This is a genomic window from Providencia sp., assembly GCF_052096715.1.
In the GTDB taxonomy this organism is placed as follows: Bacteria; Pseudomonadota; Gammaproteobacteria; order Enterobacterales; family Enterobacteriaceae; genus Providencia.
In genome coordinates this window covers 1-22,278 of the sequence record NZ_JBQDNB010000035.1, presented here as the reverse complement: position 1 = coordinate 22,278, position 22,278 = coordinate 1, and the positions used below count along the sequence as shown (strand labels likewise).

The window sequence follows — 22,278 nt, the reverse complement described above, 5'->3', positions numbered from 1 at the left end:
AAGAATATAACCAATAGTTACATTAAATGTTAATGGACTAAGAGCATCACCTCTTATTATGTTTATTTGGTTACTTTTCTAAATGCTTGTTCTGCTGCACTTTCTTCAATAAAACATTTACTAGCTAACTTTTCATAAAATGGCTTCCAATTACGTGACCATGATGATTGTGTTAAATCAGGTACTAAATGCCTTATTGCATTATATGCCACCGACGACGGTACACGGTTGAACCCTCTACCAGCACAACGAGGACAATCTTTATAAACTGGTGCCCCTTGTAATTCGCTCTGTGCCTCATCTAATACTTTACCTCGCCCTTTACAACGACAACGGTGTGTTAATTGGCCTTTGCCATTGCATGACTCACAGATCACTTTTTCAGTGTCGACAACATCGCGTTCTGTGTTGGTATAGCGCTTAAGCTGGCCTTTAGAGAAAGATGAGAAAATCGCGGCTCTACTGGAATATTTTTTTGTCGTTATCTTTTTATCAACCATCCCTTTACCGCTACATGCTGAACACTGACAAACCGAACCAGCTGAACGGGCATAATCTTCAAATGCCATCTTGGCCAGAACAATTAGACAATAACCCAGTTTATTACCTGCAGCTTTGCGTACCAGTTTAGGAGTTATTTTTTTAGCATACTGCATTAAGGCTTCAACAGTAGAAAACTTATCCTCTTCGCTGACATCATTTTTAGCTAGGAAAGCTGTCATGCCAAATTCAGCCTGTGACTCCGTCATCCCCATAGCTGCCATGATATCCGTACCTGTAATTCTATCAGGGGATGTGCAACCTGCTACATTACCGAACGTAGGTGACTTAGGGTGAAAGTTTTTCAGTGCATTTTCGAGTTTCATTAAGCCGCCTCTCTTTGTTTCCGAATAAAAACACGCTCTCTTGCTTCACAGCCTTGAGTCAGTAAATCGTTGAAGTCACCGAGATCGGGATATCTCACGCTCACCTTTTCGATATCATTACTGGCCACGAGGTTTTTTCTAGCACATTCATAAGCTGCCGCCTCACCGGTTGCGCTCCAATCGTTATCCGCAAAAATAATCAGGTGCTTAACGCCTTTTGGTGCAATGAATTTTTCCATAAAGCCAGCATTCATCGTTGACCATGTGTTAACGCCGTAAATTTGATGACATGAGAGTGCCGTCTCAATACCCTCTGCAATGCCGAGCGTTGAAGTAACAGGAAACATTCTGATAGCGACAGAGGCGGCATATTCGAGATAGTTTTTCTCTTGCAGCCCATCCATCTTTTTAACGACTTTGACATTGGCTTTTTTAGCGCCTTGCAGATAAGTACGATGCAAATAACACAACTGCCCTCTCGCATCCGTAGCAAGTGCCCATATTGCTTGAAATTCGCCTGTATGCTTAGGGATGGGCTGATTAGCACAAAACTTAACTTGCTCTGCCGGTAAAGAGAAAATACCTCTACCCTGTAGGTATTGTGCTGCTGTGGTGTCTCGGAGTGATTTGAGGGTTGAATAACAGTTAACCACTCGCTCCCTTAAGTTTGATACCGAATTGTCTTTAGGTTGCTGAGGGGCTGGCTTTTCACGCTGATTATTGAGTAATACGTCCAACTCATCCGCTAATGTTTTAAAATCTTTCCCTGTCGCCTTTTCGAGCAACTGAATACCATTGCCTGAACCACAAACACAAATCCATGTACCGCGCCCCTCTCTGTCATCAATTCGAAACTTGCCCTTTTGCTGGCAGACTGGACACTTCCCCTTAAAGTGCTTTTTGCCCGTAATCGGGGGTAAACCGTATTCCGCAAATATTTTCGCCCATTGTCCTTTTGCAAAATCAATCGTATTCACAGTAAAGCTCCTTGTTGTGGGATATTTGAAATTTGTGTGCGTAATGTACTTATCTGTTCTGCTGCCTTTTTACGGGATTTCGCCCAGGCTATTTGTTTATGCTTAATAAAATTGCTCACCTCTGGGGTAATTTCTTGCGGTGTGTCGTGCAGACCTTGAGGCCATACTGAAAATTTATCGCGGTAGGTATTTGATACCCATCCGTCACTCACAGGCTTACCTTTGGCAGCTCTGACGTTCTGGTAATATTTCAATTGAGACCACCAGCTTTGTTTTTCTTTTTGGGTATAAACCTTTTCAGTCTTGCTGATTTTTTTGATATTGCGGCTTGTATCGACCTCAACGTCTTCCCCTGCTAGTGGCTTGAATCCACACTTAGGGCAGACATAAACACCAACTGGTTTCATGTAATGGCATGAGCTGCATTCCTTGGGGGTTTTCTCGCGCCTTTCCTGCTCACGAGCACTGTTAGCCTCTTTCATACCATCGTCTTTGCTTGGCAACTCGTCATAATCAATATCATCGGGATAGCCCAAGCGATGAACAGACCCCGAATGGTCGAAGATTAAACAAGTATCTTTGCCCTGTGCTTTGCGTAAGCCGCGACCAATCGCCTGACACCATCTGATTTCTGACTTGGTCGGACGGGCGTAAATGATGCAACGAACATCACTGTCAAAGCCGGCGATCAAAGTGCCAACGCTAACAATTATCTTGGTTGCACCCTGTTCGAAATGATGAATGGTTAACTGACGGTCTTCCTGTGGGGTTTGAGCGGTAATTACTTCCGCCACAACGCCTGCACGAATAAACTCCATCGTCACAAAATTGGCATGACTGACCGTGACACAAAAACAGATAGTCGGTAGGTCTCGACCATTTGCAAGCCAGTTACTCACGATATCGCCAACGAGATCAGCGCCACTCATAATCTCGGAGATTTCAGCCTCTTTGTAGTCGCTGCCATATTCCGCTGAGGTAGCCGATTTAACGCCGGTCAGATCGGGTTTAGTCGGTGCGTAGAATTCGTAATTACTCAGGTCACCGCGCTTAATTAACTCTTTTAACGTTGTTGGCTTGATGAGGCTTTCATAGTAATTGCCCAGAAACGTAGAAAATGGCGTACCCGATAATCCAATTACCTTGATATCCGTATCACGAACAACTTCTAAAATCTTTTTGCGGCGTAGGTGAGCTTCATCAATGATCAAGAGGTCGATATTGTCTGGGAATTCACGACGAATGACTGTATCAGCGGAGGCGATTTGAATTAATCGAGTAGGATCATAGTTAGGATTATCAGCCCACACGAAACTGATTTCATTTTCAGGCAAGCCATAGTCCATAAAGCGCTTTGCCGTCTGGTTCAAAAGCACCGTATACGGAGCTAGAAACATCACACGTAGACCCTTTTTGACATAGCCGTGAGTAATGAATGCTGCTAAACCTGTCTTGCCGCTACCCGTAGGACTGTAAATCATGAATGTGCGGTTCTGCTTCCAGCTCTGACGCAACATAGCTAAACCGCGTTCCTGTGCAAAATTAGGTGTGATATTTAACATCTGACCCTCACTTGATTAATTTGCTATGCCAAAGGAAGACCTTTTACATAATTCAATTTAGCCATCTAAACGGCTGGCGGCATTTGTAACCCTATAGAGATCTATCTTTAAGATCTGAGTTCTTCCTTGGCTGTGCCTTCCCTAACACCCCTTTCAAAGATCACCCCCCTTTATCCCCCCTAGAAAGTTTTCCCCTCTTCCCCAAAAAACAGCATGGACGTCTAAACGTCTTAACCTCCGAATATCCCTTTAGTAAAGTTACAGGCCAACTAACAACGGCGCTGAGGTATAACCTTGCATCGCCTTCGAATAACGTCTTGTGTACTCTCGAAGTCGCTTATTAGCCTCGTGACGCGCTTTGTTATCCCTGCGATATGAAACAGGTTCTAGCTCCCAATGCTCTTGATACACCTCTGAATATGCCGCCAGCGCCTTATTTCGTGCACTTGGCGACAGTTGAGTTAACATTTCCTGAATCCACTTGGCATCATCAGGAAAGTGGTGCCTAGGCATCGGTATGTTATGTATCTGGTGCATTGACTAGCCGCTCGTAGGTGTATGGGATGTTAGGATCGTAGTGACACCGGATTGCTACATCCTCTGGAACGCCTCGCCATTTCCATTTCCCAACACCTTGACTGCTGCGAGTTCGACCTTTTAGCGGATAGGCTTTTCCGATGGCGGCATTTGTTTTATAAATGCCTTTTAGAATTTCGTATAAATTCATTCAAAACCTCTTGAAAGTTTTCTTTCGTTAAATCATAGTAAAAAGCAACCTAGGTTTCAAGTTAATTTGATATATTAGTTTCGGAATAAATTTAAATAGAAATGGTGGATTATGAGCACATTCGGAAAAAGACTTCTCAGCAGGCGAACAGAGTTAGGAATGTCACAGGATGATCTGGCAAAATTAACTGGCGTTTCGCGCGTAACCATTAGTAAAATCGAGCTAGGTGACTCTCAAGATACAAGATCTGCAAATCTGTTCAAAATAGCGTCAGCTTTAAAATGCTCGCCAAGGTGGCTTTTGGACGGTAGCGAGCCAGTGAGTGAGGAGCCCATAGATGAGCCCAACGTATTAAATCCAAGATCAAATGACCCTGCAAAATACACATATCCAAAACTTAACTGGATTAGCGCAGGCTCTTGGAATGGATGCGAAACCACTATCGCACCAGATGAATGGATTAGCACGAACATATACGCTGGAGAAAATGGCTACTGGCTTGATGTTAAAGGTGATTCAATGACCTCAGCAGGTGATTTTTCAATATTTGAAGGAATGCAAGTACTTGTCTCTCCGATTGAGGAAGCCAGATCAGGTAAGTTTGTCGTCGCAAGAATCAATGGATCAGATGAATCAACTCTAAAGCAATACGTGGAAGATGGAGGGCAGATATTTTTGAAACCATTAAACCCAAGATATCCACTCATTCCATTCACACGAGACTGTGTCATTGAAGGGGTCGTGATGGAAATCAGAATGAAAGTGTGATTCTCCCCCAAAAAAAAGCAGCGCTAAGCCGACGAAAGTCGGTTTTTTTATGCCCGAAACTTTTCTTTCATTTTTTTATTGACAACTAATTACCCAATATGTAACCTAGGTTTCGTAAACTGTTATTTAGGAGGCATTAAATGAACACTTTAAATCACTGCGGTACAAAAATTCAGCTATTGAGTAGCCAGATATCCACTTTGTTATTTTGTGCGATTGAGTCAAGCTCCACAGAGGAAATTCAAGCCTTGATAGAAATGGCAATTGAAAAAAATGAAGTGATTAAATCAGAGTTAAGTTGCACTCAAACTAAGCCTGAAGCAACAAAACACGACTTCACGCCGCTAAACTCATTCGCAGCACGCTTGAAGATGGCTCTTGTCCATACTAAAACAACTCAAGCAGCTTTAGCGTGGGCTATTAATGTGTCACAAGGCACGATTAGCCAGATAGTGACAGGGAAAGTGAAAGAGGCAGGCATTGTACGCACAACCGCGATAGCAGAGGCGTTAGGAGTGAGAGTTAATTGGTTACTTTATGGTGAAGGTGAGATGTACAGCAAGCAACCGGAAAGCCTTGAATCACAAATTGCTCGCCTTAAATTTTCTGGCTCAAATCGCTGAGGTTTAAAAAATGCCGACTATACATTATCTGTCAAATAACGATTTATCGGAAGTGGACATACATACAGGTCTATTTCGATTCTGCTTTCTTGCAGTTAAGCGCATAGACCCAGAGGCTAAGTGGGAACGTATTGAAGTTCAGGCGTCAAGCCTTAAGGCTGCAAAGTTACAACTTGTTCGCGATTACGTTTTATCACTGGCATCACAAATACCAGCAGGAGCAGTGACATGTCACACGAAATTAAATTAAGTGTCGCCGCAAAAAAAAGCGCTCAATTGAATGCGGTACTGTTCCAACTCAACAGTCAATTTGCAGGTGATCCAGTTGTAGATAGTTTAATTGAATTAGCTTACGAACTATCAAACCCTATAGCAGGTTGGTTAATTGAAGAAAATGCACAACGGGATAATGGACATGAGTAAGATAGCCCCCCCCCAAGTACAAGTTAGTGAATGTATGGATGTATTTAATCGAGTGAAAGCATTTTTAATTGCAGCTCAATATTTAAATCGAGATAACGCCGAAAAATATATAGCCAGTCAATTAATCGCTCAATGTGAAACCGAGGTCGATATTATTCTGGAGAAAGAATAATGAATAACACCAAGCTAGTTGAAAATACCATTGATGAATTAACCTATGCCTCATCAATTTTAAATATGATAATTAATAATGATATCCAATCAGATGGTAATTTATTTAATTCAATTGAATCAGTCGTTGAGAATATAGATAGAGCAAAAAAAAACGTTTGCAATTTAAACACTGATAAAAATTACAAGCCTATAGGCGAAGTTAAAATATCCAAAGACCAAACTATAGAGACGGCTATAGGATCTATTTTAACTACGCTCGAAACAGCAATTAATTTAAAGGTAGCAGAAGAGAGTGGGTATCTAAAGAATCAGGATGAATATGTTATCAATTTAATTACTTCGGCTAAATTAAATCTAGATATAGTTTATACCAAAGTTAGCTTTTCGGATTGATTATGAATACTGCAACTTATAACGCAATGGCTATTTGTAAAATGAACAATATGCCCCCCCCTAAGTACATTGATGAATTTTGGCAGCATCACGGGGAGTGGGAATGTAAAGTATATAAATTGAAAAAAGGAGCTAAGCATAGATTTGATGGGAACTATATATTAGTTGATTCATTTTTCGAATATGAAAAAGCATCAAAAGAAGCCAAAGAAATAATGAATAAGTTACTAAAAATGAAAGAGCGAATTATCGCATTTTTAAATCTAAGGAAATAACATGTGTAACAAAACAAAGCCAGTAGAACTAGCAACAGGACACGATATTCAAGTCATTACTCGTGAAGTTTATCTTGTTCAGCCTTGCGGTAAAAGCTACTTCACTGAGGATGCTGCTATTAATAAGTATGCTCACATTCTTGCAAGTGATGAATTCAGCAAGCTAGGCAAGCTAACCAATGAGCCTGATATTGAAACGCAACTACCCGACGGCACTCCCGCACTTAAACGTGGCGCTATGCTGCCAGAGTATATTGATAGACAGGCTGATATATATCGAGAGATAAAACAAAAACTCAAAGATGAAAAACATATATTACGGTTAGAAAAAGAATGGCAGAAAGCAAACAGTAAGTTTGAAGATGCCCGAGAAGATGCAGCAATAAAATACGGAAGACTACAGGAAGCAATAACCAGCAAGTAATAAAAAAAACAATTTAAATTTAATTCAGCGCCAATGCTGAGGGGAACACCTTATCTAAATTCAGGAATAAGAAGATGGAAAAATTAACTTTATTAGACAAAAAAAGAAAACATTTTATTGATGCAATCTTTGATTATCTAAAAAGAAAAAAGAAAGCTTCAACATTCGAGCGAACTGTTGATGGCATTAAATACCGAGTTGATTTAGATGCAGAGATATTAAAACAGTCATTAATTAATTTATATGAAAATAACATTTGTCGTAAAGAAGCCAATGCAACTGACAAACAAATAATGGAAGTTTATGACAGTTTCTACGGTAAATACGGAAAGCTAACAGATGAAGGTAAGGAATTCATTAATGATATCACTCCACTTATTGCGGAGCACTTACACAATAAGGATGTAAACAAATGAATCGCTTTGAGCAGTTAATGAAGAAAGGGAAAAACCTAGAAGCAAAGAAATTATATCGACGTGCAGCAAATAAATATAACCAAGCCTTTTCTATTTCCGAGCAAGGTAATTCATCTGGGTTAAGTAAGTAGGAAAAAATAAGCAAGGAAGCTGCCGACCGTTGTTTATCTAAAGCGAAAATTAAAATAACGGAGAGTTATATATGAGCAAAAACAAATTAAGTAAAACAGCGCAAGGTTTTAGAGGAATGAATATAGCTCAAGCCATACAAATGGAGCGTAGCGAAAAGCAGAATTACTTAAATTCTAAGAAATTTACCAGTCAGTATCAGGTCGATCCCGATACCGTCAGTATGCCGCTTAACCGCTCAATGCGTCGTTATGCGAAACGAATGAAAATTAACATTGAAAAGGCTTAATTATGAACGAATTAATCACAATTGATGCTAACGCCCTACCGCTCATTGAATGGAAAAATGTTCGCGTTGTCACCACGGAAACATTAGCGACTGGTTATGGCGTTGATGATAACAATATCCGCAAAAACCTATCTAACAATCGAGATCGATTTGTTGAGGGTGTACACATCCATACCTTGAAAGGTGAGGAGCTAAAGCAGTATAGGAACCTAGTGAAAGATATTCACTCGGTTAATAAACATACAAGCCAGCAAATTCTATGGACAGAAAAAGGCGCGGCTCGCATGTCAAAAATTGTCGATAGCGATGAAGCCTGGTCTTTCTTTGAAAAAATGGAAGATGCTTACTTTCGCCCAGCACCAATTAAAGTTAGTCCAAAACAGCTTGCACAAATGGTTATCGATGCCGAAAACCGTGCAGAGGCTTTTCTACTTGAAAATGAGCACCTCAACGCGACAGTTGAAAGTCTTGGAATACATTTTAGCAAAGGTATCACGGTCACTTCATTTTGCAAGGCACTCAACGGTGTGAATGTTAACAAAATGATGTGGTGGGCATCAGAGCGAAACTGGGTATACAACTCACGTCGTGATCCTGAAAAATCACCTAAATGGCGAGTGGCTTCATACGCTCGAGATAAATATCTCACCGAGGAAGAAACCAAGGTAACTCCTCACGGTATGGATGAGTTTATAAAAGTAACACCAGTCTTATTGGAGAAAGGCTGCCATCGTTTATACCAGCTCTATATGAAAGGTGAATTACCCATGAAAAAAACATGGAACGGTGAGTTTTCACACGACAAGGCTATCTACACACCGGAGGCTAAATAATGGCTTATTTTACTGATACTGGTAATGGCGTTATTGCCGACGATGGCACCTTGATTACTTATGCTGACGCAGTTAGTGCGCTTGAAGCTGGGCAATATGATGAAGATCTACTGAAAGGTTTGTATTTGGCTGCTGCCGTGGTGGGCAAGTTAGCCGATAAGCCCGACACACTAACACCAGAGCAGCGTGTTTCTGTCTGGCGCTGGGTCGTTGCTGCTTGCTTTATCCGTGAGCAGCAAGAGAAAAACGGCACTATGGAGGTGCCCAATGACCAAGGCGGCACTGATGTAGCAACTATCTACAGTAATGGCAAATCGACGCTAAGTATTTATCCTGCACCTTTACGTCTCGGGCTAATTGAAAATCTCGAAGGCATCATGATCGAGCAATTCGGTAGGGATTATTGGGCTGATTTCACCATTAAGGCCTACATCGATTTTCTGGATATTTCGGTTGAGCACGGTCCTTGCCTATCGAAGATGGGGCGTGAGGGTCTTTGTATTCTTCATGATGACTATATTCGCATGCTGGAAGCAAATGGCGGATTTCCATCAATGCCAACTATGCATTAAGGGCGGTAAAAAATGATTATTCAAACACACTTACTACGAGCAGCTTTGGTTTGCGTTGCCAAAAATGACCCTCGTTATTATCTGCAAGGCGTTCACATTAACAGTAAATACATTGAAGCCACTAATGGGCATGTAGCGCTACGTATGGAGCATGGTATTAAAACTCGACGCGATACAATCCTTGAATTCAGAGGAGCAACACCCGCGAAAGCGGTAACAACAGAAATTTGCTTTACCAAAGAGCCCTATGCGGTACATCGCGATGCTAGCAATAATCGAATTGGTTTTGCCGTGCTTCTTTCATATGACAACGCCAGATTTCCTGACTTGGACAGAATCATACCCAGTAATTTTGAGTCTTGCTTGCCCCACTTTCAGGCGGCTTATCTGGCTTATCCTGAAAAAATGTTTGGGATCAGTCGGGGCGTTAATCCAATATCGTTTCATCCGTCGGGGATGACAACGGGGTGCTTATTTAAATTTAGCAATGTGATTAATGAAAAATATGGCAATCCACAATTTATCGTTATGCCATGCAGAGCGTGAGGTCAAAAATGAAAATCGAATATATCGCCAGCAAAACAGGCAGCACAGCAAAAGTAGTGATCCTATCTTTCATTACCGAACGCAGAAAACTAAACAGATTAATTGATAAGGCCCTACTTCGCGCTCCCGTTCACGAGTCAACAGTCGGTTTCTTTTTCCGAGTGACTACGATTTACGGACTTATAGGGGTATTTGCAAGGAGGCAAACAAGTGATTGAACAAGATAATGTTGAGCATGAAATTAACGAATATGACTCACCAATTCTAAAAGCTGTGCATCACATTGATGATGGACGTGATTATACAGCCCGAATTATTCACGGTATTAGGCAGCGCTGTTATATCAGGATGGGGATCTATCTTCCTATGCCACCAGCGCCACAAGTAAGTGAGCCAAAGTTAACACCGAAAATGAAAAAGAAAAGGCGCACAAGGAAGGTGAAAGATGATGAGTAAATTTGCCATTTTTATTCTACTGGCGTTATCTGCCACGGTGTACGCAGAAAGCCCACACTGCATATCTGAGACCAAGAATAGCAGCTTAGTTACTCAGTGTGATGATGGCACCGTAACAATAGTAAATAGCAGCAATGGATCATACTCCGTCTGTAAAGTCATTGGCACTGAGATAATTTGCAAGCAGGGGCGACTATGAAAAGGATTGATCAAATTAAATTAATTTCAGCAATAGCCAAGGAAATTGACCGCCAAACAAAGGGAATTGAAGTAACACCTGTTCAATTCAATGTGATCATAAGCGCGGCGACAAAAATTACCAACGCTATCAATGATAAACAAAATGATGAGCCTGTTAGCTTTATTATCGGGAGGGAGTGATGAAGCGAATAATGATATCTGCTATGGCGATTGTAGCATCTGCCCTGTCAGTACAAACGACATCGTGGGCAATTAACCACAATAGTTACTGGTATGATTACCCTCAATCAACCAAGCGTGTTACGGGTCACGCAAAGATAAACCGAGCAGCCAAGAAGCGGAGGGCGAGAAAATGACAACACTTGATTTTAACCTCGTCAATATCATTAAAAATGCAGGTGGTGATCCGGGTGATGTAACCGACGCGGTGTGGAGTGCAGGCTATCAAAAAATGGACTTTACTACTGAGCAAATTATTGAAATGACCACCAGCCAGATTGTTGATTGTGTTTATTATGATGTTCCGCAAAACGTATGGCCAACAACAGTTGAGGATGTCAGTAAGGGCTATTTGAATTTCATTATTGACGACGCGCTAGGGATTAGCACTCCAGCTGAAATAGCCGCTGAGGTATTGAGGAACGGGTATCAGAAAGGGGGTGGAAAATGATTACAATGAACACGGCATTTTTGCTCATGGCTGAGTTTGGCACATCACAAATACCTCTCGCCGATATTGCGGAGAAATATTTAAAGATGAATCAGACGACAGTAGAAAGAAAAGCAAATGCAGGGGAGTTACCAATACCGACATACAGACTCAATGATAGCCAAAAATCACCGAGAATGATCCACGTTAACGACTTGGCGACATTCATAGACAAACAACGTGACGATGCCATAATTGAATTCAACCGCTCAAAATAATATAGGTGCTGGTTTTCCAGCACCCCTATAGCACCCCTTGATAATTTAACTCATTGTTTTTAATCACACTCTCCCCCATAGAAGATGGGAAAGAATTTAATGTACATATAGGCCAATTATCCGTATTGACAATAACTTTATTCGACATGGTGAATCCTAAAATCACAAAAATGTACTACACTGTACACTTTTGTGATTTCAATAGTCAATAATGATTCTCATTTAAAATTTGCAATTTATGCTATTTGTGATTTTCTTTTAAGACAGAATATTCTTAATATGTTGTAAATATTCATCACATAAAACATTAATAATGGCTTAATGATGCGTTTTTTTATACGGAATGTTATTCTGACTCTATTATGTCTTTATAAAGTGAAAATATTATGAATAAAATTTTTCCTGTGGTATTTGGATTAATCATGGCAATAACTGCATTTAATGCAAGTGCGGGTAAAACATGTGATACCTATTTTCAAGAAATGAATGAACTCGTCAAACAAGCTGAAGCGCAATACAAGAATGAGCCTAATGCGGGAGAGCAAATTACGATGATGAAATCGCAGTTAGAAGAAGCGAAGAAAACATTAGCAAGCTATCCTGAAGATGCTCAAGAACAAGCATGTAGTCAAGCTCTTAAAGCTATTGCACAAGCTAAAGATGCGGTAGAAACAAAATAGCCATGCTCTGTAGAAAACCAAATTTATCAATAAATACAGCCTGATATTTCAGGCTGTATTATAGAAATGGATTATTTTAACGAACAACTAGTACTGATATTTTCGCGTACGAAACAATACCTGATGCATTTGATCCTAATAAATGGGTCGAAAAACTCGGATTTCGTGAACCGACAACAATTAAATCTGCATTAATATTTTCTGCTTCCGACAACACTTTATCTCTTGGTGACCCAATTTCAACTCTGTAGGAAATTTTATCTGATGGGTAATCAATTTTGTCGATAATTTCTTGTAATTGCTCTTCAGAACGCTCAATTGCCTTTTTTGCAAAAGAGGCTAGTAGATCGTAATGATAGCTATAGCTCATCGAAAATCTTGAAACATCAGGTATTGAATGGAATAAATGAATTGTGGCATCAGAAATTTTCGCTAAATAAATAGCATGCTTAAGTGCATTATCTGTTAACACATCTTCCGATATATCCACGGGAACCAAAATAGTTTTATACATATGATACCCTCTTTATTAGATTTTCTTTCTTTTCAAACCGTGACGTTATTAGTTTTACGATTCGACAGTTTAAGAATGGCTGGTGAATGTTTGTTATTTTCTCTAAAAGTATAAACCTAAGCTTATAAAAATGTCGTGAGCATTCCAACGTTATTTCAATACGCCTCAAGCTTAACTTTCTTCCAAATGCCATTTATGTAATAAGCGATGAATAAATGGAGTGACTATCAGACCGATACTAATGATAAAAACGCTTTGTAGGAACAAGCCATAAATTGCGATAAAAAAACGTCCACCACGGGTAATTGGGGCTGGTTCTATTGCTTGTCCACTTAACATTGATAACGCATTCAACATCGACTCTACAATTGAATGCCCTTCTATAAAGTAAAAACCAAAAATACCCGGCAATAGACCAAGGAAAAAAACCAAAAGTGCGATAAGATAAAAACGTAACACTCGAAGAATAAAATACTCAACTCGTATTAATTCTTTTGAAAATTTTTCCATAAATAACCTAATAACACGTTATTACTCATACAATTGTTCGATCAAGCTATACAACAATGAATATGCAGCTACACATACGCACATTTATGATACTAGAAAAGAACCTACATCATAAATCGATATAGGCCCTATTTAATCTGTTAGCGTACGACTAAAACCGATGTTTCTGCGTAACGTACGATCCCAGCAGCAGTTGAGCCTAAAAGATGAGTTGTAATATTTGGTCGACGAGAGCCAATCACAATAATATCTGCATTAATATCTTTAGCTGTATTAATGACTTCATCACGAGGTGAGCCAAATGTAATGGTATAACTCACATCTTCATGAGGTAAATTAATTGAATCCATTAACATTTTCATATCTTCTTCCGCTTTCACCGTTGCTCTATCTTTTATTTCCATATAGCCAAGAGCATAGGCATTAATAATTGCTGAAGATATTGGTAATACGTGGATCAAGTGAATTTTAGCACTCGATTGTTTTGCTAAATTAACCGCGTGACGAACAGCTTTACTCGTTAACTCTTCTTCGGTTAAATCTATAGGGACCAGAATCGTTTTATACATAACCCCTCCTAAAAAATTAAAAAATAATGTTAACGATAAAATTATAAACAATTAGCTGTGAATGTCTCTCATTCAAAAAGATAAATGAGATCTCTAGCCACAAAATATTAATTATTGAACAGTTTTTATCTTTATTTTTTAATATCAATAACTCAACTGGTTATTCTCTTAGCCATGGTGTAACCGTCAACCCAACGAGCATACCTTCAGGGCTTAATAATCGGGTTACCGTTTGCCCCCAAGGCTCAATTCTATTTTGAACCAATAATAAATACCCCTTATCAGTTAGATTTTGAGTCATCCTTGCGAGATCAGAAACTTCAAATTCAATCCAACTTTGTGGGATTGTTAACTCTTCAGGCCATTCATCACGCAAAAAACAAGATTGTGCAGCTTGGTTTAATGGCCAAAGAGCAAAATGTTTAACGCCACCTAATGTATCTTGCTCACAAACTAGATAGTCACTATTTTCTTCCATTGGTTTCAATGGTAAACCAAGTGTTTTAAGATAAAAATCGCTACTATTTTGGGTATTTAGCGTCACAGGACCAAAACCGGCGACAAATAATACATCAGAGTTATCTTGTAGATTAAACATTGAATATTCCATTTTAGTTAGAAAGTTATTAATTTTTATCAAACATTTTTTCAATAATTCTTTGAGCGGCAATCGCGTTTTCACCACTGGTACACGGCTGAGATTGGTGACTTACAGACTCAATAAAATGACGAATTGCACCATCAAACCCACGCTGTACCAATATCGAATCCCAACTTGATGGGTATTTATCATTAATACCCCGAAGATTTTCACTACGCCACTGATTCATGTTAGTTATTTGATAAATAGCATCTTCATCCACGGCAATGACTTGCTCTTGCTGACTACCCGCTTTTCGGTGCATCGATGTTGTTACCCAACCATTTTCCGTTTGGAAATGATGTTCTGCATAAAACAATTCGCCTTTCTCAGTCGTTTTTACCCCACCGCTAATTAATTTCAACTCAGTCCCAGCTATCCATAGAACCGTATCAACGACATGTAAATAATCATCGAGCAAAGTAAAACGCGCATCTTTAGGCCCTACACTGTCACTTCGATGCTTATCCATCCTCAAAGAGGAAAACTGTGTCATATTTTGTTTTAACGAAACATAAAAAGGCGCGAATCGACGGTTAAACCCCACCATTAACATACGCTTTTGTTTTATTGCTAATTCAATAAGTTGCTCTGATTGTTCAATATTATCAGTAAGCGGTTTATCGACATAAACATGAAGTCCCATTTCTAATAGCAACTTAACAATTTCGAAATGAGTGGTCGTTGCGCTATGAACAAATATGGCATCACAGTGGCTAGCAAGACTTTTAATCTCTGCAAATAGTGGGATCCTATAGCTATCACAAACTAGTTTTGCTTTGGATTGATTCGGAGAATAGGCGCCAACGAACTCCCAATCATCTTCTTTACAAAGAATAGGCAAATATGCTTTTTGAGCGATTGAGCCTAAACCGACAACACCGATGCGCAATTTTCTCATGTTATGGAACTCTTCTAATATATTGATAAGGAAATTATTGAATATATTTATATAAATAAAAAATATTTTTTCTAAATGTATGGCAATAACAGAAGAATAATGAGGAAAGATATAATTTAACACCTTGTTTTTAATAACTTTAGTAACCTAAAAACAATCTTTAGGTCAAAAAAAGCAGCATAAAAAAAGGGGTTGATTTCTTAAATGAGAATGGTTATCTTTTACCTCATGGAATACCTGAGTAAATTACTCAAGAATTTCATAAACGACATTGCTCACATTGCTTCCAGTTTAGCAGGCCAACTTTATAAGTTGGCCTTTTTTTTATTCTCAATATTATTAAACGATTACCAAATATTACGAATTTAATCGCCTATTTATTACGTATTGCGCTCGCAAAACTCCATGATTTTAAATGACCAACATAGGTTAATCTATGTGTCGGTTCAAATGTAGGCACATCCCCAGTACGCATATGCAAAATATCAGCCGGTGTTATCCATGATGAATTACCTTCAAACAAAGGCATTCCTGCATATTTATAAGCATCTAGGACAAACTGCGAACAAAAGAATCCATTCGCTTGATCTATATCATCACCTAATTGAACAGTAGCAAGTGCTTTTAAACAAAAATTTCTAACCGTTTCACCAATTAGAGGTAACTCACAAATTCGTTTCGTGAGCATCCATGGCGCGATCATAACAATACCTTTATAATTATATTTATTACCATCATTTTGTACGGAAAACTCACGTAGCTTGTCAGCATGTAAAGACGTTAATCCTGACTGTCTTAAGACCACCATATTATTCGAGTCACCAATTGCTTTATCTAATGGTATAATTCGAACACCACTGCCAACTGATTCAGCAACCTCTCCTAACCCTAAATAGATTGATGCATGACTCACACCACTCACACTGAATAAACGTATCCCCCAAGAATTAAGACCCGTCGCAGACGATAACAAAATATCGCCAGGCAACATATCAGAAACTGAGAGTACTTCCACTGAGTCTTTTATAGGAATTGTATTTGCTTGCTGCATACTGAATTTTAGGCGATTTGTTTCTGCATCTGATTTAAATTGAGTTGAGCATCCCGCTAAAAAAAAGAATCCAAAGTACAACAGCCAGATTTTAAAGTTCATCCCTAAATTACTCATCTAATTACACCAATTATATTTAATTTGATTGTATACGGATTTTATCTGCTCATTCCCGTAATGACTACCATTAATTTACTCACTATCAATATGAGTAAAAATACCTTTTCTATAAAAAACTCGAATTGTCTAGCTTTAGTCTAATAGACAAGAAAACGCTCAACTCATGTGATAATTCCAATTAGTTTCACTATAAATTAGAGAAAACTAAATTTTCAGACTAATTTTTACTGATTTAAATATAATTAATATTAAATTAATACTAGATTAACTAATGGTGAAATAATTAACTCACCTAATAAATACAGTTAATGTTTCAATTATAAAACCCAATAAATAAATTGCAAAAGGAAAAATACATATGGACATAACCAATCTAAATAGGGAATTCATACATCATGAAAACTCAGTAAATATAAATAATAAAAACATAATAGATGGTAGTGATGTTTCCATTAGTTTTAACTCTCTTCCCAATATGACTGAGACTTGGCATATTATGAATGAATACAATCATAATATGGACGAAAACCATACAAGTTATCATGTTAGTAAAACACAAGCAGACAAAACAAATCATACTAAAAATATTTATTTCAATGAAAACAACTTTCCAAGTGACTTACAAGGTGAACTAAAAGGCAATGTATTTTATGCACAAAGTAGTATTATTCCAGCAATAAACAATATCAAAGATGATATTCATCCTAATTTGGTCACTGGTCGTAAAACTTTATTATTATTTAAGCCCCATGATATTATTAAAAGTGATACGGAAATTAAATTAAACGTTTATGATAATAAAAACAATCTGCTACATTCAAGTATTATGCTCTCCCCTGAATATTTACCTAAAATTGCAGGAGTAGTTCCATATTATACTAATATTTCGCCCGAATATTTTGAGCGGCCAATATCATCAGATATATGCATTGAGGAAAAACATGAGTTAGAGCAAATAATAAATGATAAAATAAAGCTAAAAGAAATAATTAAAATGAATGAAACTGATATAACTCACATTATTTTTTCTGATGTTATATTAAAAAAACCATTTATTTTAAACTCTGACCCTGATCTTTCGAATAAGTCAGTTGCATTAACATCTTACATTAAGGATGAAATAGAAATCAATTATGGTATAAAAAAAATATTACTACCCCCTAATGAAACAATCCATTTTGTTTGTGATAACTCTGGACAATGGGTGACTTATCAAGATGCATTATTATCAAAGCAACATTTCTCTTCATTATTAGCTAGCTCAAAATCATCAGTTAAGCCTTCATTACATATAAATGAAAAGACAGAAATTAAAAAAATATCAATAAATAATTGTTATTTAAACAATCTAATTTCAGATAATGACACAATAAAAATATCAATTGATAATTTCAACTGGGTTAAAAATATAACCTTAACAACAAATAAAAACTTTAGTTCAAAAAAAATTATATTTACCTCAAAATCACAATCTGTAAGTGAAATACTCCATAACAATAAAATCACTCACTTAAAATATAGTGATGAGATATTATTTGAATGTGACTCGAATGGTAAATGGTTAAAAATTGAGCCTAATATTAATGAGCCTTCTATTATTCTAGATATTGCATACCCCGAAAAATTCTCTTTAACATTAGATACAAATGAAAAAATAAAAAAATTTGCTACTATTAATAGAACTTTCATTGATTTATTAAATAAGAATAACTCGATTAAAGTTGCCACTAGCAATTATAACTGGGCAAAAAATTTCTCATTAACAGAAAACGACTCTTTTCATAACAAGAAAATATTATTTACATCTACCGCAGCCTATACTAGCACTATAAAATATGGGAATAAAAATATAAATCTGAAAAGAAATGAAAGTGTGCTTTTTATTTATGACTACTATCATAAATGGATGACCATTAATGATTATTCAATAATGCGTGAGTTAGCGAATATTCAATATATTGAACATGGTTGGAGTACAACCCTACCTGCTAACATTATTAAGCCTGGTATTAAATTTGAATTTAACTCTCAAAATAAAAAAGGAATACTTAAGAATATTCAAATAGATGCACCACATGAATTATTAATGAATACTATTGATATTGGAATGCTAACCCCTCCAAGAAATAATTTTAAATTTCAAGATAATCCAGAACTTAATCGTCAATATTTTCAAACTATTCCTGTTAGCCAACTTATAGTTTCGCGTTTTGAACCACTCCATATTACCAAAGTAGTAATGCCTGATGGCTCAATATTCACTGAAAAATCAAGTGGAGATGGTGGTTATCATTCTGGAAACATGAGAGAATCTATTGGTAAAAACCTTATTTCTGATGGAATTAATCTTGCCAATTATGGGATAAATAGCTCTTCTTCCTTTTCAGAAACATTCTTACCTACATCTCAAATTACACTCCATAATTCAATTGGTTCATATAAAAATGGAATTATTGTACATGGTCTATCAGGCGGAGGCGGTAAAGCGACATTAGAAGACTCGGATGGCAATGAGTTTAGTCATGAAATCGGTCACAACTTTAATTTAGGTCATTATGAAGGGGGATTCAATGGTGGTATCCATTCAGCTCCAGATAAGCGAAATTCAACCTGGGGTTGGGATTCTCTCTACAATAACTTTATACCTAATTTTGAAGTTAAAAAAACAGACAAAGCAACATATCTTGAAGTAAAAAAAAACAATAGCCAAGCCCAACCACCTTATAGAGGTCGGTCTTTTAACCGTGACGCCATGTCAGGAGGCAAACCTTATGACTTTAAATATAATCGCTATACACTCTATACGCCATATACTCTTGCTTCCATTCAAAAAGATATGACTAAAAGACATATCTTTAGCATAGATTCTAATACCGGCTTTAAAAAATGGAATTATAAAACTGCTCAGATGGACGATAGTAGTTTCGATATCACTGATCTTGACAGCCTAGATATGCATTTCAAAAATGGAGTAGATATACAAAAAAATGATCTTGAAAAACTTTTAAGTAAAAGCAATTTAATCCGTATCACCATCGGTAATGGTTATCATACCTCAAATATTTACATTCCAAATGCAAATGAAAGTAATAAAAATTCAGTGATAAAAATAAATTCCTATGCAAGCTGGGATAGCCAAATACATTTGACTAATGGTATTCAAAAAACATTAAAACAAAATGACCAACTTTTTTATATTTCTAACGGCTTTTCATGGCTGGAAATTAATGAATTCCGTACTTATAAAAAGCCGGATAAACAAAGTATTCCTATTGTTACATTATTAGGTTATTACGACCCTGAAAATAAAATAGATAGTTATATTTATCCTTCCCTATATGGGTCTTATGGCATGACATATAACCCTAATAAAAATGCTAAAAATAAAAATGTATACATCGATGTTACTTATCATGATAACACTCATAGTCAACATCAACTTATAGGATATCGGAAAGATAAAAATTTAATGAATAAATTTCATATTAATTTGGAGCGAGATCGTAAACCCACCAAAGCAAATCTTTATATTAATGGAAAAATAATTTATAGCCGCGATATTGAAATAAAGGAAAATAGACTCCCTACAACGATTAATGGAATTATTGTATAAAATACGTCCACAACATGCCCTATGGTCAATGTTGTGGGCCATTGATTAACTCCAATTTATTCAATTGGTGATGCAGGTGTTGAACATTTTTCATCCCATATTTGATTAACTTGTGTAGGAAGTAAAATTTCATGGCCACCTTCCACAAACGGAATGGATATATCGGATCGCCCATTATCATTGGTGTATGCTTTAATAATAAAACGCTTAAAACCATCAGGTTTATCGCCTTTATATCTGAATACTTCACCACAAACGTATCCAACCTTTCCATTATCGCTTGTGTATTTTGAAAAATGATATTCAATATTTTTAAACTCAGCAGCTTGTGGATATGCAAGAACATCATTCACATTTTTTTTTACTTGCTCAATCAAACTTAATGAAGGCGGCTTCATATATAATGCACCTAACAGAAATGCTGCACCAAAAATAAGTATTGCTATGATTATTTTAAAAAAATTCATTCAAATCACCACTATAATCGTACATGAAATATCAAATTCTAATAACAGATAATAGCTTTATATTCATCAAAATCCACCTTTAAAAATAATTTATAACAATAACTATTAACAAAAGAAATTCACAGTCTGTTTAGCCTATTCTTCATGTTGACTCTGAATAAATAGACTCAGTATAGTAAGATAAAATTCAGACTAAATTGGACGGTTAAAAAATGAAGACTATTGGGTTAATTGGTGGAATGAGCTGGGAATCAACTCTACTTTATTATCAGCAAATTAATGAAGGTATCAAAAAATATTTAGGTGGCTTACATTCTGCTAAAATTGCTATGTATAGTGTTGATTTTGCAGAGATAGAGCATCTGCAAGCTACAGGCCAATGGGAACAAGCAGCCGACTATTTAGCTAAGGCAGGAATAAATGTAAAATTAGCAGGTGCTGATTTCTTAGTACTTTGTACAAATACCATGCACAAAGTTGCTGAGCAAATTGAAAATCAAACAAAACTACCTTTACTTCATATTGCAGATGCAACTGGTGAATGTATAGTGAATGAAGGTTTTAAAAAGGTAGGTTTATTGGGTACAGCATTTACAATGGAACAATCATTCTACAAAGACAGACTCATAGATAAATTCAGTTTGACTGTAATAACACCAAATTCTAAAGATAGAAAAATAGTTCACGACATTATTTACCAAGAACTCTGCTTAGGTGTGATAAATGAGCAGTCTAAAAAAGAATATCTGCGTATTATAACGGAACTTATCAGCCAAGGTGCTGAAGGTATTATCCTTGGCTGTACAGAGATAACGCTACTTGTTGATAAAAATGACGTTGATATTTGTTTATTTGATACAACAGCTATCCATGCCCAAAAAGCAGTCGAGGTTGCATTAAGTCTCTAAGCTATTACATTATAACCATCTAAAAACTAAGGCTAATTATTGATTTTCCCTATTAGTAATAGCCTTAAATTCAATTTATTAGTGGTGATTAATTGCTAACTCAAATTTAATTTCTATTTTTTATCTTATTAGATTGCTTAATTATTCAAATTCACTAAATTAAAATTTATTGATTACTCATGAAGTGTATTGTTAGGGTTTTATCCTGTAAGGTTCAAATACTTAATACTTTATTATATTTTAGCTATCAATGTACCTTAATCTTGCATTTACAGATTTTTTACCATTGAATATAAAATTTAATCGGTGATAATTTACACTATAACTTTGCCTCAGAATTGGATATTATGAACGGAAAAAGATTAAATAATGAAACATTAGGACAATTTATAAAAAAGAATAGAATTGCTCTTAATCTGACAACAAAAGATGTTGCAAGTGCTGCATCTATTCCTGAAAGTACATATATTCAATACGAAAATGGTACTGTATCAGTATTTATTGATCATCTCGTGATTTTTACAAGAATATTCAATGTTGAGCTAAGAACTTTTTTCGATATATATATCAACCCAGAAAAACACGGCTAAAACATAGCTTGTTATTTTTAGTTAAATAAATCAGCAATAAGATGAGTTTTTATTGCTGATTTTTTAACATACATCAAATTGAAAATGAAATTATGATAACCGAAAATTATTTTTTATTAATTAATAACTTAACA

35 protein-coding genes are annotated in these 22,278 nt (G+C 36.7%); 24 read left to right on the top strand and 11 right to left on the bottom strand.

Annotation, left to right across the window (positions count from 1 at the left end; translation table 11 throughout):
• Positions 1-62: 62 nt before the first annotated feature.
• The 4 genes from ACTH6U_RS19260 to ACTH6U_RS19245 all read right to left on the bottom strand — a co-directional run bounded on the left by ACTH6U_RS19260 (position 63) and on the right by ACTH6U_RS19245 (position 3,918).
• Complete coding sequence (locus tag ACTH6U_RS19260) at positions 63-866, bottom strand: antitermination protein Q (RefSeq protein WP_441832935.1); 804 nt, start codon at positions 864-866, stop codon at positions 63-65.
• Positions 866-1,843 carry a DUF7146 domain-containing protein gene (locus tag ACTH6U_RS19255; protein WP_441832934.1) on the bottom strand — a complete coding sequence of 326 codons (978 nt, stop codon included), beginning with the start codon at positions 1,841-1,843 and terminating at the stop codon, positions 866-868. Before ACTH6U_RS19255 ends, ACTH6U_RS19260 begins: the two co-directional genes overlap by 1 nt.
• A complete protein-coding gene (locus ACTH6U_RS19250) occupies positions 1,840-3,405 on the bottom strand; it encodes a DEAD/DEAH box helicase family protein (protein ID WP_441832933.1) in 1,566 nt (521 codons plus the stop codon). The genes ACTH6U_RS19255 and ACTH6U_RS19250 overlap by 4 nt, the downstream gene beginning before the upstream one ends.
• A 258-nt stretch (positions 3,406-3,663) precedes the next feature.
• Positions 3,664-3,918, bottom strand: a complete 255-nt coding sequence (locus ACTH6U_RS19245) for a hypothetical protein (protein ID WP_441832932.1) — start codon at positions 3,916-3,918, stop codon at positions 3,664-3,666.
• Between the two features lie 325 nt (positions 3,919-4,243).
• Between ACTH6U_RS19245 and ACTH6U_RS19240 the strand changes: the two genes are divergently transcribed.
• The 21 genes from ACTH6U_RS19240 (at position 4,244) to ACTH6U_RS19140 (ending at position 12,261) form a co-directional block, all read left to right on the top strand.
• Positions 4,244-4,900 (top strand): LexA family protein, encoded by a 657-nt coding sequence (locus tag ACTH6U_RS19240; protein ID WP_441832931.1) that lies wholly within the window; start codon positions 4,244-4,246, stop codon positions 4,898-4,900.
• Between the two features lie 140 nt (positions 4,901-5,040).
• Complete coding sequence (locus tag ACTH6U_RS19235) at positions 5,041-5,523, top strand: helix-turn-helix domain-containing protein (RefSeq protein ID WP_441832930.1); 483 nt, start codon at positions 5,041-5,043, stop codon at positions 5,521-5,523.
• A 10-nt stretch (positions 5,524-5,533) separates the two neighbouring features.
• Positions 5,534-5,773, top strand: a complete 240-nt coding sequence (locus tag ACTH6U_RS19230) for a host cell division inhibitor Icd-like protein (protein WP_441832929.1) — start codon at positions 5,534-5,536, stop codon at positions 5,771-5,773.
• On the top strand, positions 5,752-5,946 hold the full coding sequence (locus ACTH6U_RS19225; RefSeq protein WP_441832928.1) for a hypothetical protein: 195 nt from the start codon (positions 5,752-5,754) through the stop codon (positions 5,944-5,946). Before ACTH6U_RS19230 ends, ACTH6U_RS19225 begins: the two co-directional genes overlap by 22 nt.
• The gene (locus ACTH6U_RS19220; RefSeq protein WP_441832927.1) at positions 5,939-6,118 is read left to right on the top strand and encodes a hypothetical protein; all 180 of its coding nucleotides are present in this window, start codon (positions 5,939-5,941) and stop codon (positions 6,116-6,118) included. The genes ACTH6U_RS19225 and ACTH6U_RS19220 overlap by 8 nt, the downstream gene beginning before the upstream one ends.
• Positions 6,118-6,513 (top strand): hypothetical protein, encoded by a 396-nt coding sequence (locus ACTH6U_RS19215; RefSeq protein WP_441832926.1) that lies wholly within the window; start codon positions 6,118-6,120, stop codon positions 6,511-6,513. Before ACTH6U_RS19220 ends, ACTH6U_RS19215 begins: the two co-directional genes overlap by 1 nt.
• A gap of 2 nt (positions 6,514-6,515) precedes the next feature.
• Positions 6,516-6,788 (top strand): hypothetical protein, encoded by a 273-nt coding sequence (locus ACTH6U_RS19210; protein ID WP_441832925.1) that lies wholly within the window; start codon positions 6,516-6,518, stop codon positions 6,786-6,788.
• Between the two features lies 1 nt (position 6,789).
• On the top strand, positions 6,790-7,212 hold the full coding sequence (locus ACTH6U_RS19205; protein ID WP_441832924.1) for a hypothetical protein: 423 nt from the start codon (positions 6,790-6,792) through the stop codon (positions 7,210-7,212).
• A 74-nt stretch (positions 7,213-7,286) separates the two neighbouring features.
• Positions 7,287-7,628, top strand: a complete 342-nt coding sequence (locus ACTH6U_RS19200) for a hypothetical protein (RefSeq protein ID WP_441832923.1) — start codon at positions 7,287-7,289, stop codon at positions 7,626-7,628.
• Positions 7,625-7,759: a hypothetical protein gene (locus ACTH6U_RS19195; protein ID WP_441832922.1), complete on the top strand. Its 135-nt coding sequence runs from the start codon at positions 7,625-7,627 to the stop codon at positions 7,757-7,759. Before ACTH6U_RS19200 ends, ACTH6U_RS19195 begins: the two co-directional genes overlap by 4 nt.
• Positions 7,760-7,830: 71 nt before the next feature.
• Positions 7,831-8,046, top strand: a complete 216-nt coding sequence (locus ACTH6U_RS19190) for a hypothetical protein (RefSeq protein ID WP_137021757.1) — start codon at positions 7,831-7,833, stop codon at positions 8,044-8,046.
• A 2-nt stretch (positions 8,047-8,048) separates the two neighbouring features.
• A complete protein-coding gene (locus ACTH6U_RS19185; RefSeq protein WP_441832921.1) occupies positions 8,049-8,879 on the top strand; it encodes an ORF6N domain-containing protein in 831 nt (276 codons plus the stop codon).
• Positions 8,879-9,451 (top strand): hypothetical protein, encoded by a 573-nt coding sequence (locus ACTH6U_RS19180; RefSeq protein ID WP_441832920.1) that lies wholly within the window; start codon positions 8,879-8,881, stop codon positions 9,449-9,451. Before ACTH6U_RS19185 ends, ACTH6U_RS19180 begins: the two co-directional genes overlap by 1 nt.
• Before the next feature lie 12 nt (positions 9,452-9,463).
• Positions 9,464-9,997: a hypothetical protein gene (locus ACTH6U_RS19175; RefSeq protein ID WP_441832919.1), complete on the top strand. Its 534-nt coding sequence runs from the start codon at positions 9,464-9,466 to the stop codon at positions 9,995-9,997.
• 192 nt (positions 9,998-10,189) lie between these two features.
• Complete coding sequence (locus ACTH6U_RS19170) at positions 10,190-10,453, top strand: hypothetical protein (protein ID WP_441832918.1); 264 nt, start codon at positions 10,190-10,192, stop codon at positions 10,451-10,453.
• Positions 10,443-10,652 carry a hypothetical protein gene (locus tag ACTH6U_RS19165; protein WP_441832917.1) on the top strand — a complete coding sequence of 70 codons (210 nt, stop codon included), beginning with the start codon at positions 10,443-10,445 and terminating at the stop codon, positions 10,650-10,652. The genes ACTH6U_RS19170 and ACTH6U_RS19165 overlap by 11 nt, the downstream gene beginning before the upstream one ends.
• Complete coding sequence (locus ACTH6U_RS19160; RefSeq protein ID WP_441832916.1) at positions 10,649-10,834, top strand: hypothetical protein; 186 nt, start codon at positions 10,649-10,651, stop codon at positions 10,832-10,834. The genes ACTH6U_RS19165 and ACTH6U_RS19160 overlap by 4 nt, the downstream gene beginning before the upstream one ends.
• Positions 10,834-11,010, top strand: a complete 177-nt coding sequence (locus ACTH6U_RS19155) for a hypothetical protein (RefSeq protein WP_441832915.1) — start codon at positions 10,834-10,836, stop codon at positions 11,008-11,010. Before ACTH6U_RS19160 ends, ACTH6U_RS19155 begins: the two co-directional genes overlap by 1 nt.
• Positions 11,007-11,324 (top strand): hypothetical protein, encoded by a 318-nt coding sequence (locus ACTH6U_RS19150; RefSeq protein WP_441832914.1) that lies wholly within the window; start codon positions 11,007-11,009, stop codon positions 11,322-11,324. Before ACTH6U_RS19155 ends, ACTH6U_RS19150 begins: the two co-directional genes overlap by 4 nt.
• 5 nt (positions 11,325-11,329) lie before the next feature.
• Entirely contained in the window at positions 11,330-11,581 is a 252-nt protein-coding gene (locus ACTH6U_RS19145; RefSeq protein WP_441832966.1) for a pyocin activator PrtN family protein, read from the top strand.
• A gap of 386 nt (positions 11,582-11,967) precedes the next feature.
• Positions 11,968-12,261, top strand: coding sequence for a DUF5339 domain-containing protein (locus tag ACTH6U_RS19140; protein ID WP_294110731.1), 294 nt, complete (start codon positions 11,968-11,970; stop codon positions 12,259-12,261).
• 76 nt (positions 12,262-12,337) lie between these two features.
• On the opposite strand, the gene ACTH6U_RS19135 is transcribed toward ACTH6U_RS19140, so the two are convergent.
• The 6 genes from ACTH6U_RS19135 to ACTH6U_RS19110 all read right to left on the bottom strand — a co-directional run bounded on the left by ACTH6U_RS19135 (position 12,338) and on the right by ACTH6U_RS19110 (position 16,548).
• Positions 12,338-12,775 (bottom strand): universal stress protein, encoded by a 438-nt coding sequence (locus ACTH6U_RS19135; protein ID WP_294110732.1) that lies wholly within the window; start codon positions 12,773-12,775, stop codon positions 12,338-12,340.
• Between the two features lie 171 nt (positions 12,776-12,946).
• A complete protein-coding gene (locus ACTH6U_RS19130; protein ID WP_294110736.1) occupies positions 12,947-13,285 on the bottom strand; it encodes a hypothetical protein in 339 nt (112 codons plus the stop codon).
• A 140-nt stretch (positions 13,286-13,425) separates the two neighbouring features.
• A complete protein-coding gene (locus ACTH6U_RS19125) occupies positions 13,426-13,854 on the bottom strand; it encodes a universal stress protein (RefSeq protein WP_294110738.1) in 429 nt (142 codons plus the stop codon).
• A gap of 160 nt (positions 13,855-14,014) precedes the next feature.
• Entirely contained in the window at positions 14,015-14,464 is a 450-nt protein-coding gene (locus ACTH6U_RS19120; protein ID WP_294110941.1) for a glyoxalase, read from the bottom strand.
• Between the two features lie 16 nt (positions 14,465-14,480).
• Positions 14,481-15,395 (bottom strand): Gfo/Idh/MocA family protein, encoded by a 915-nt coding sequence (locus tag ACTH6U_RS19115; RefSeq protein WP_441832913.1) that lies wholly within the window; start codon positions 15,393-15,395, stop codon positions 14,481-14,483.
• A 373-nt stretch (positions 15,396-15,768) separates the two neighbouring features.
• Positions 15,769-16,548, bottom strand: coding sequence for a YaeF family permuted papain-like enzyme (locus tag ACTH6U_RS19110; RefSeq protein WP_294110742.1), 780 nt, complete (start codon positions 16,546-16,548; stop codon positions 15,769-15,771).
• Between the two features lie 376 nt (positions 16,549-16,924).
• Here ACTH6U_RS19110 and ACTH6U_RS19105 point away from each other — a divergent pair, with 376 nt between their 5' ends.
• Positions 16,925-20,179: a M66 family metalloprotease gene (locus ACTH6U_RS19105; protein WP_441832912.1), complete on the top strand. Its 3,255-nt coding sequence runs from the start codon at positions 16,925-16,927 to the stop codon at positions 20,177-20,179.
• Between the two features lie 56 nt (positions 20,180-20,235).
• On the opposite strand, the gene ACTH6U_RS19100 is transcribed toward ACTH6U_RS19105, so the two are convergent.
• Positions 20,236-20,646: a hypothetical protein gene (locus tag ACTH6U_RS19100; protein ID WP_294110852.1), complete on the bottom strand. Its 411-nt coding sequence runs from the start codon at positions 20,644-20,646 to the stop codon at positions 20,236-20,238.
• A gap of 212 nt (positions 20,647-20,858) precedes the next feature.
• Here ACTH6U_RS19100 and ACTH6U_RS19095 point away from each other — a divergent pair, with 212 nt between their 5' ends.
• Positions 20,859-21,554, top strand: a complete 696-nt coding sequence (locus ACTH6U_RS19095; RefSeq protein WP_441832911.1) for an aspartate/glutamate racemase family protein — start codon at positions 20,859-20,861, stop codon at positions 21,552-21,554.
• Between the two features lie 347 nt (positions 21,555-21,901).
• Positions 21,902-22,144 (top strand): helix-turn-helix domain-containing protein, encoded by a 243-nt coding sequence (locus ACTH6U_RS19090; protein WP_294110855.1) that lies wholly within the window; start codon positions 21,902-21,904, stop codon positions 22,142-22,144.
• The last annotated feature ends 134 nt before the right edge of the window (positions 22,145-22,278 follow it).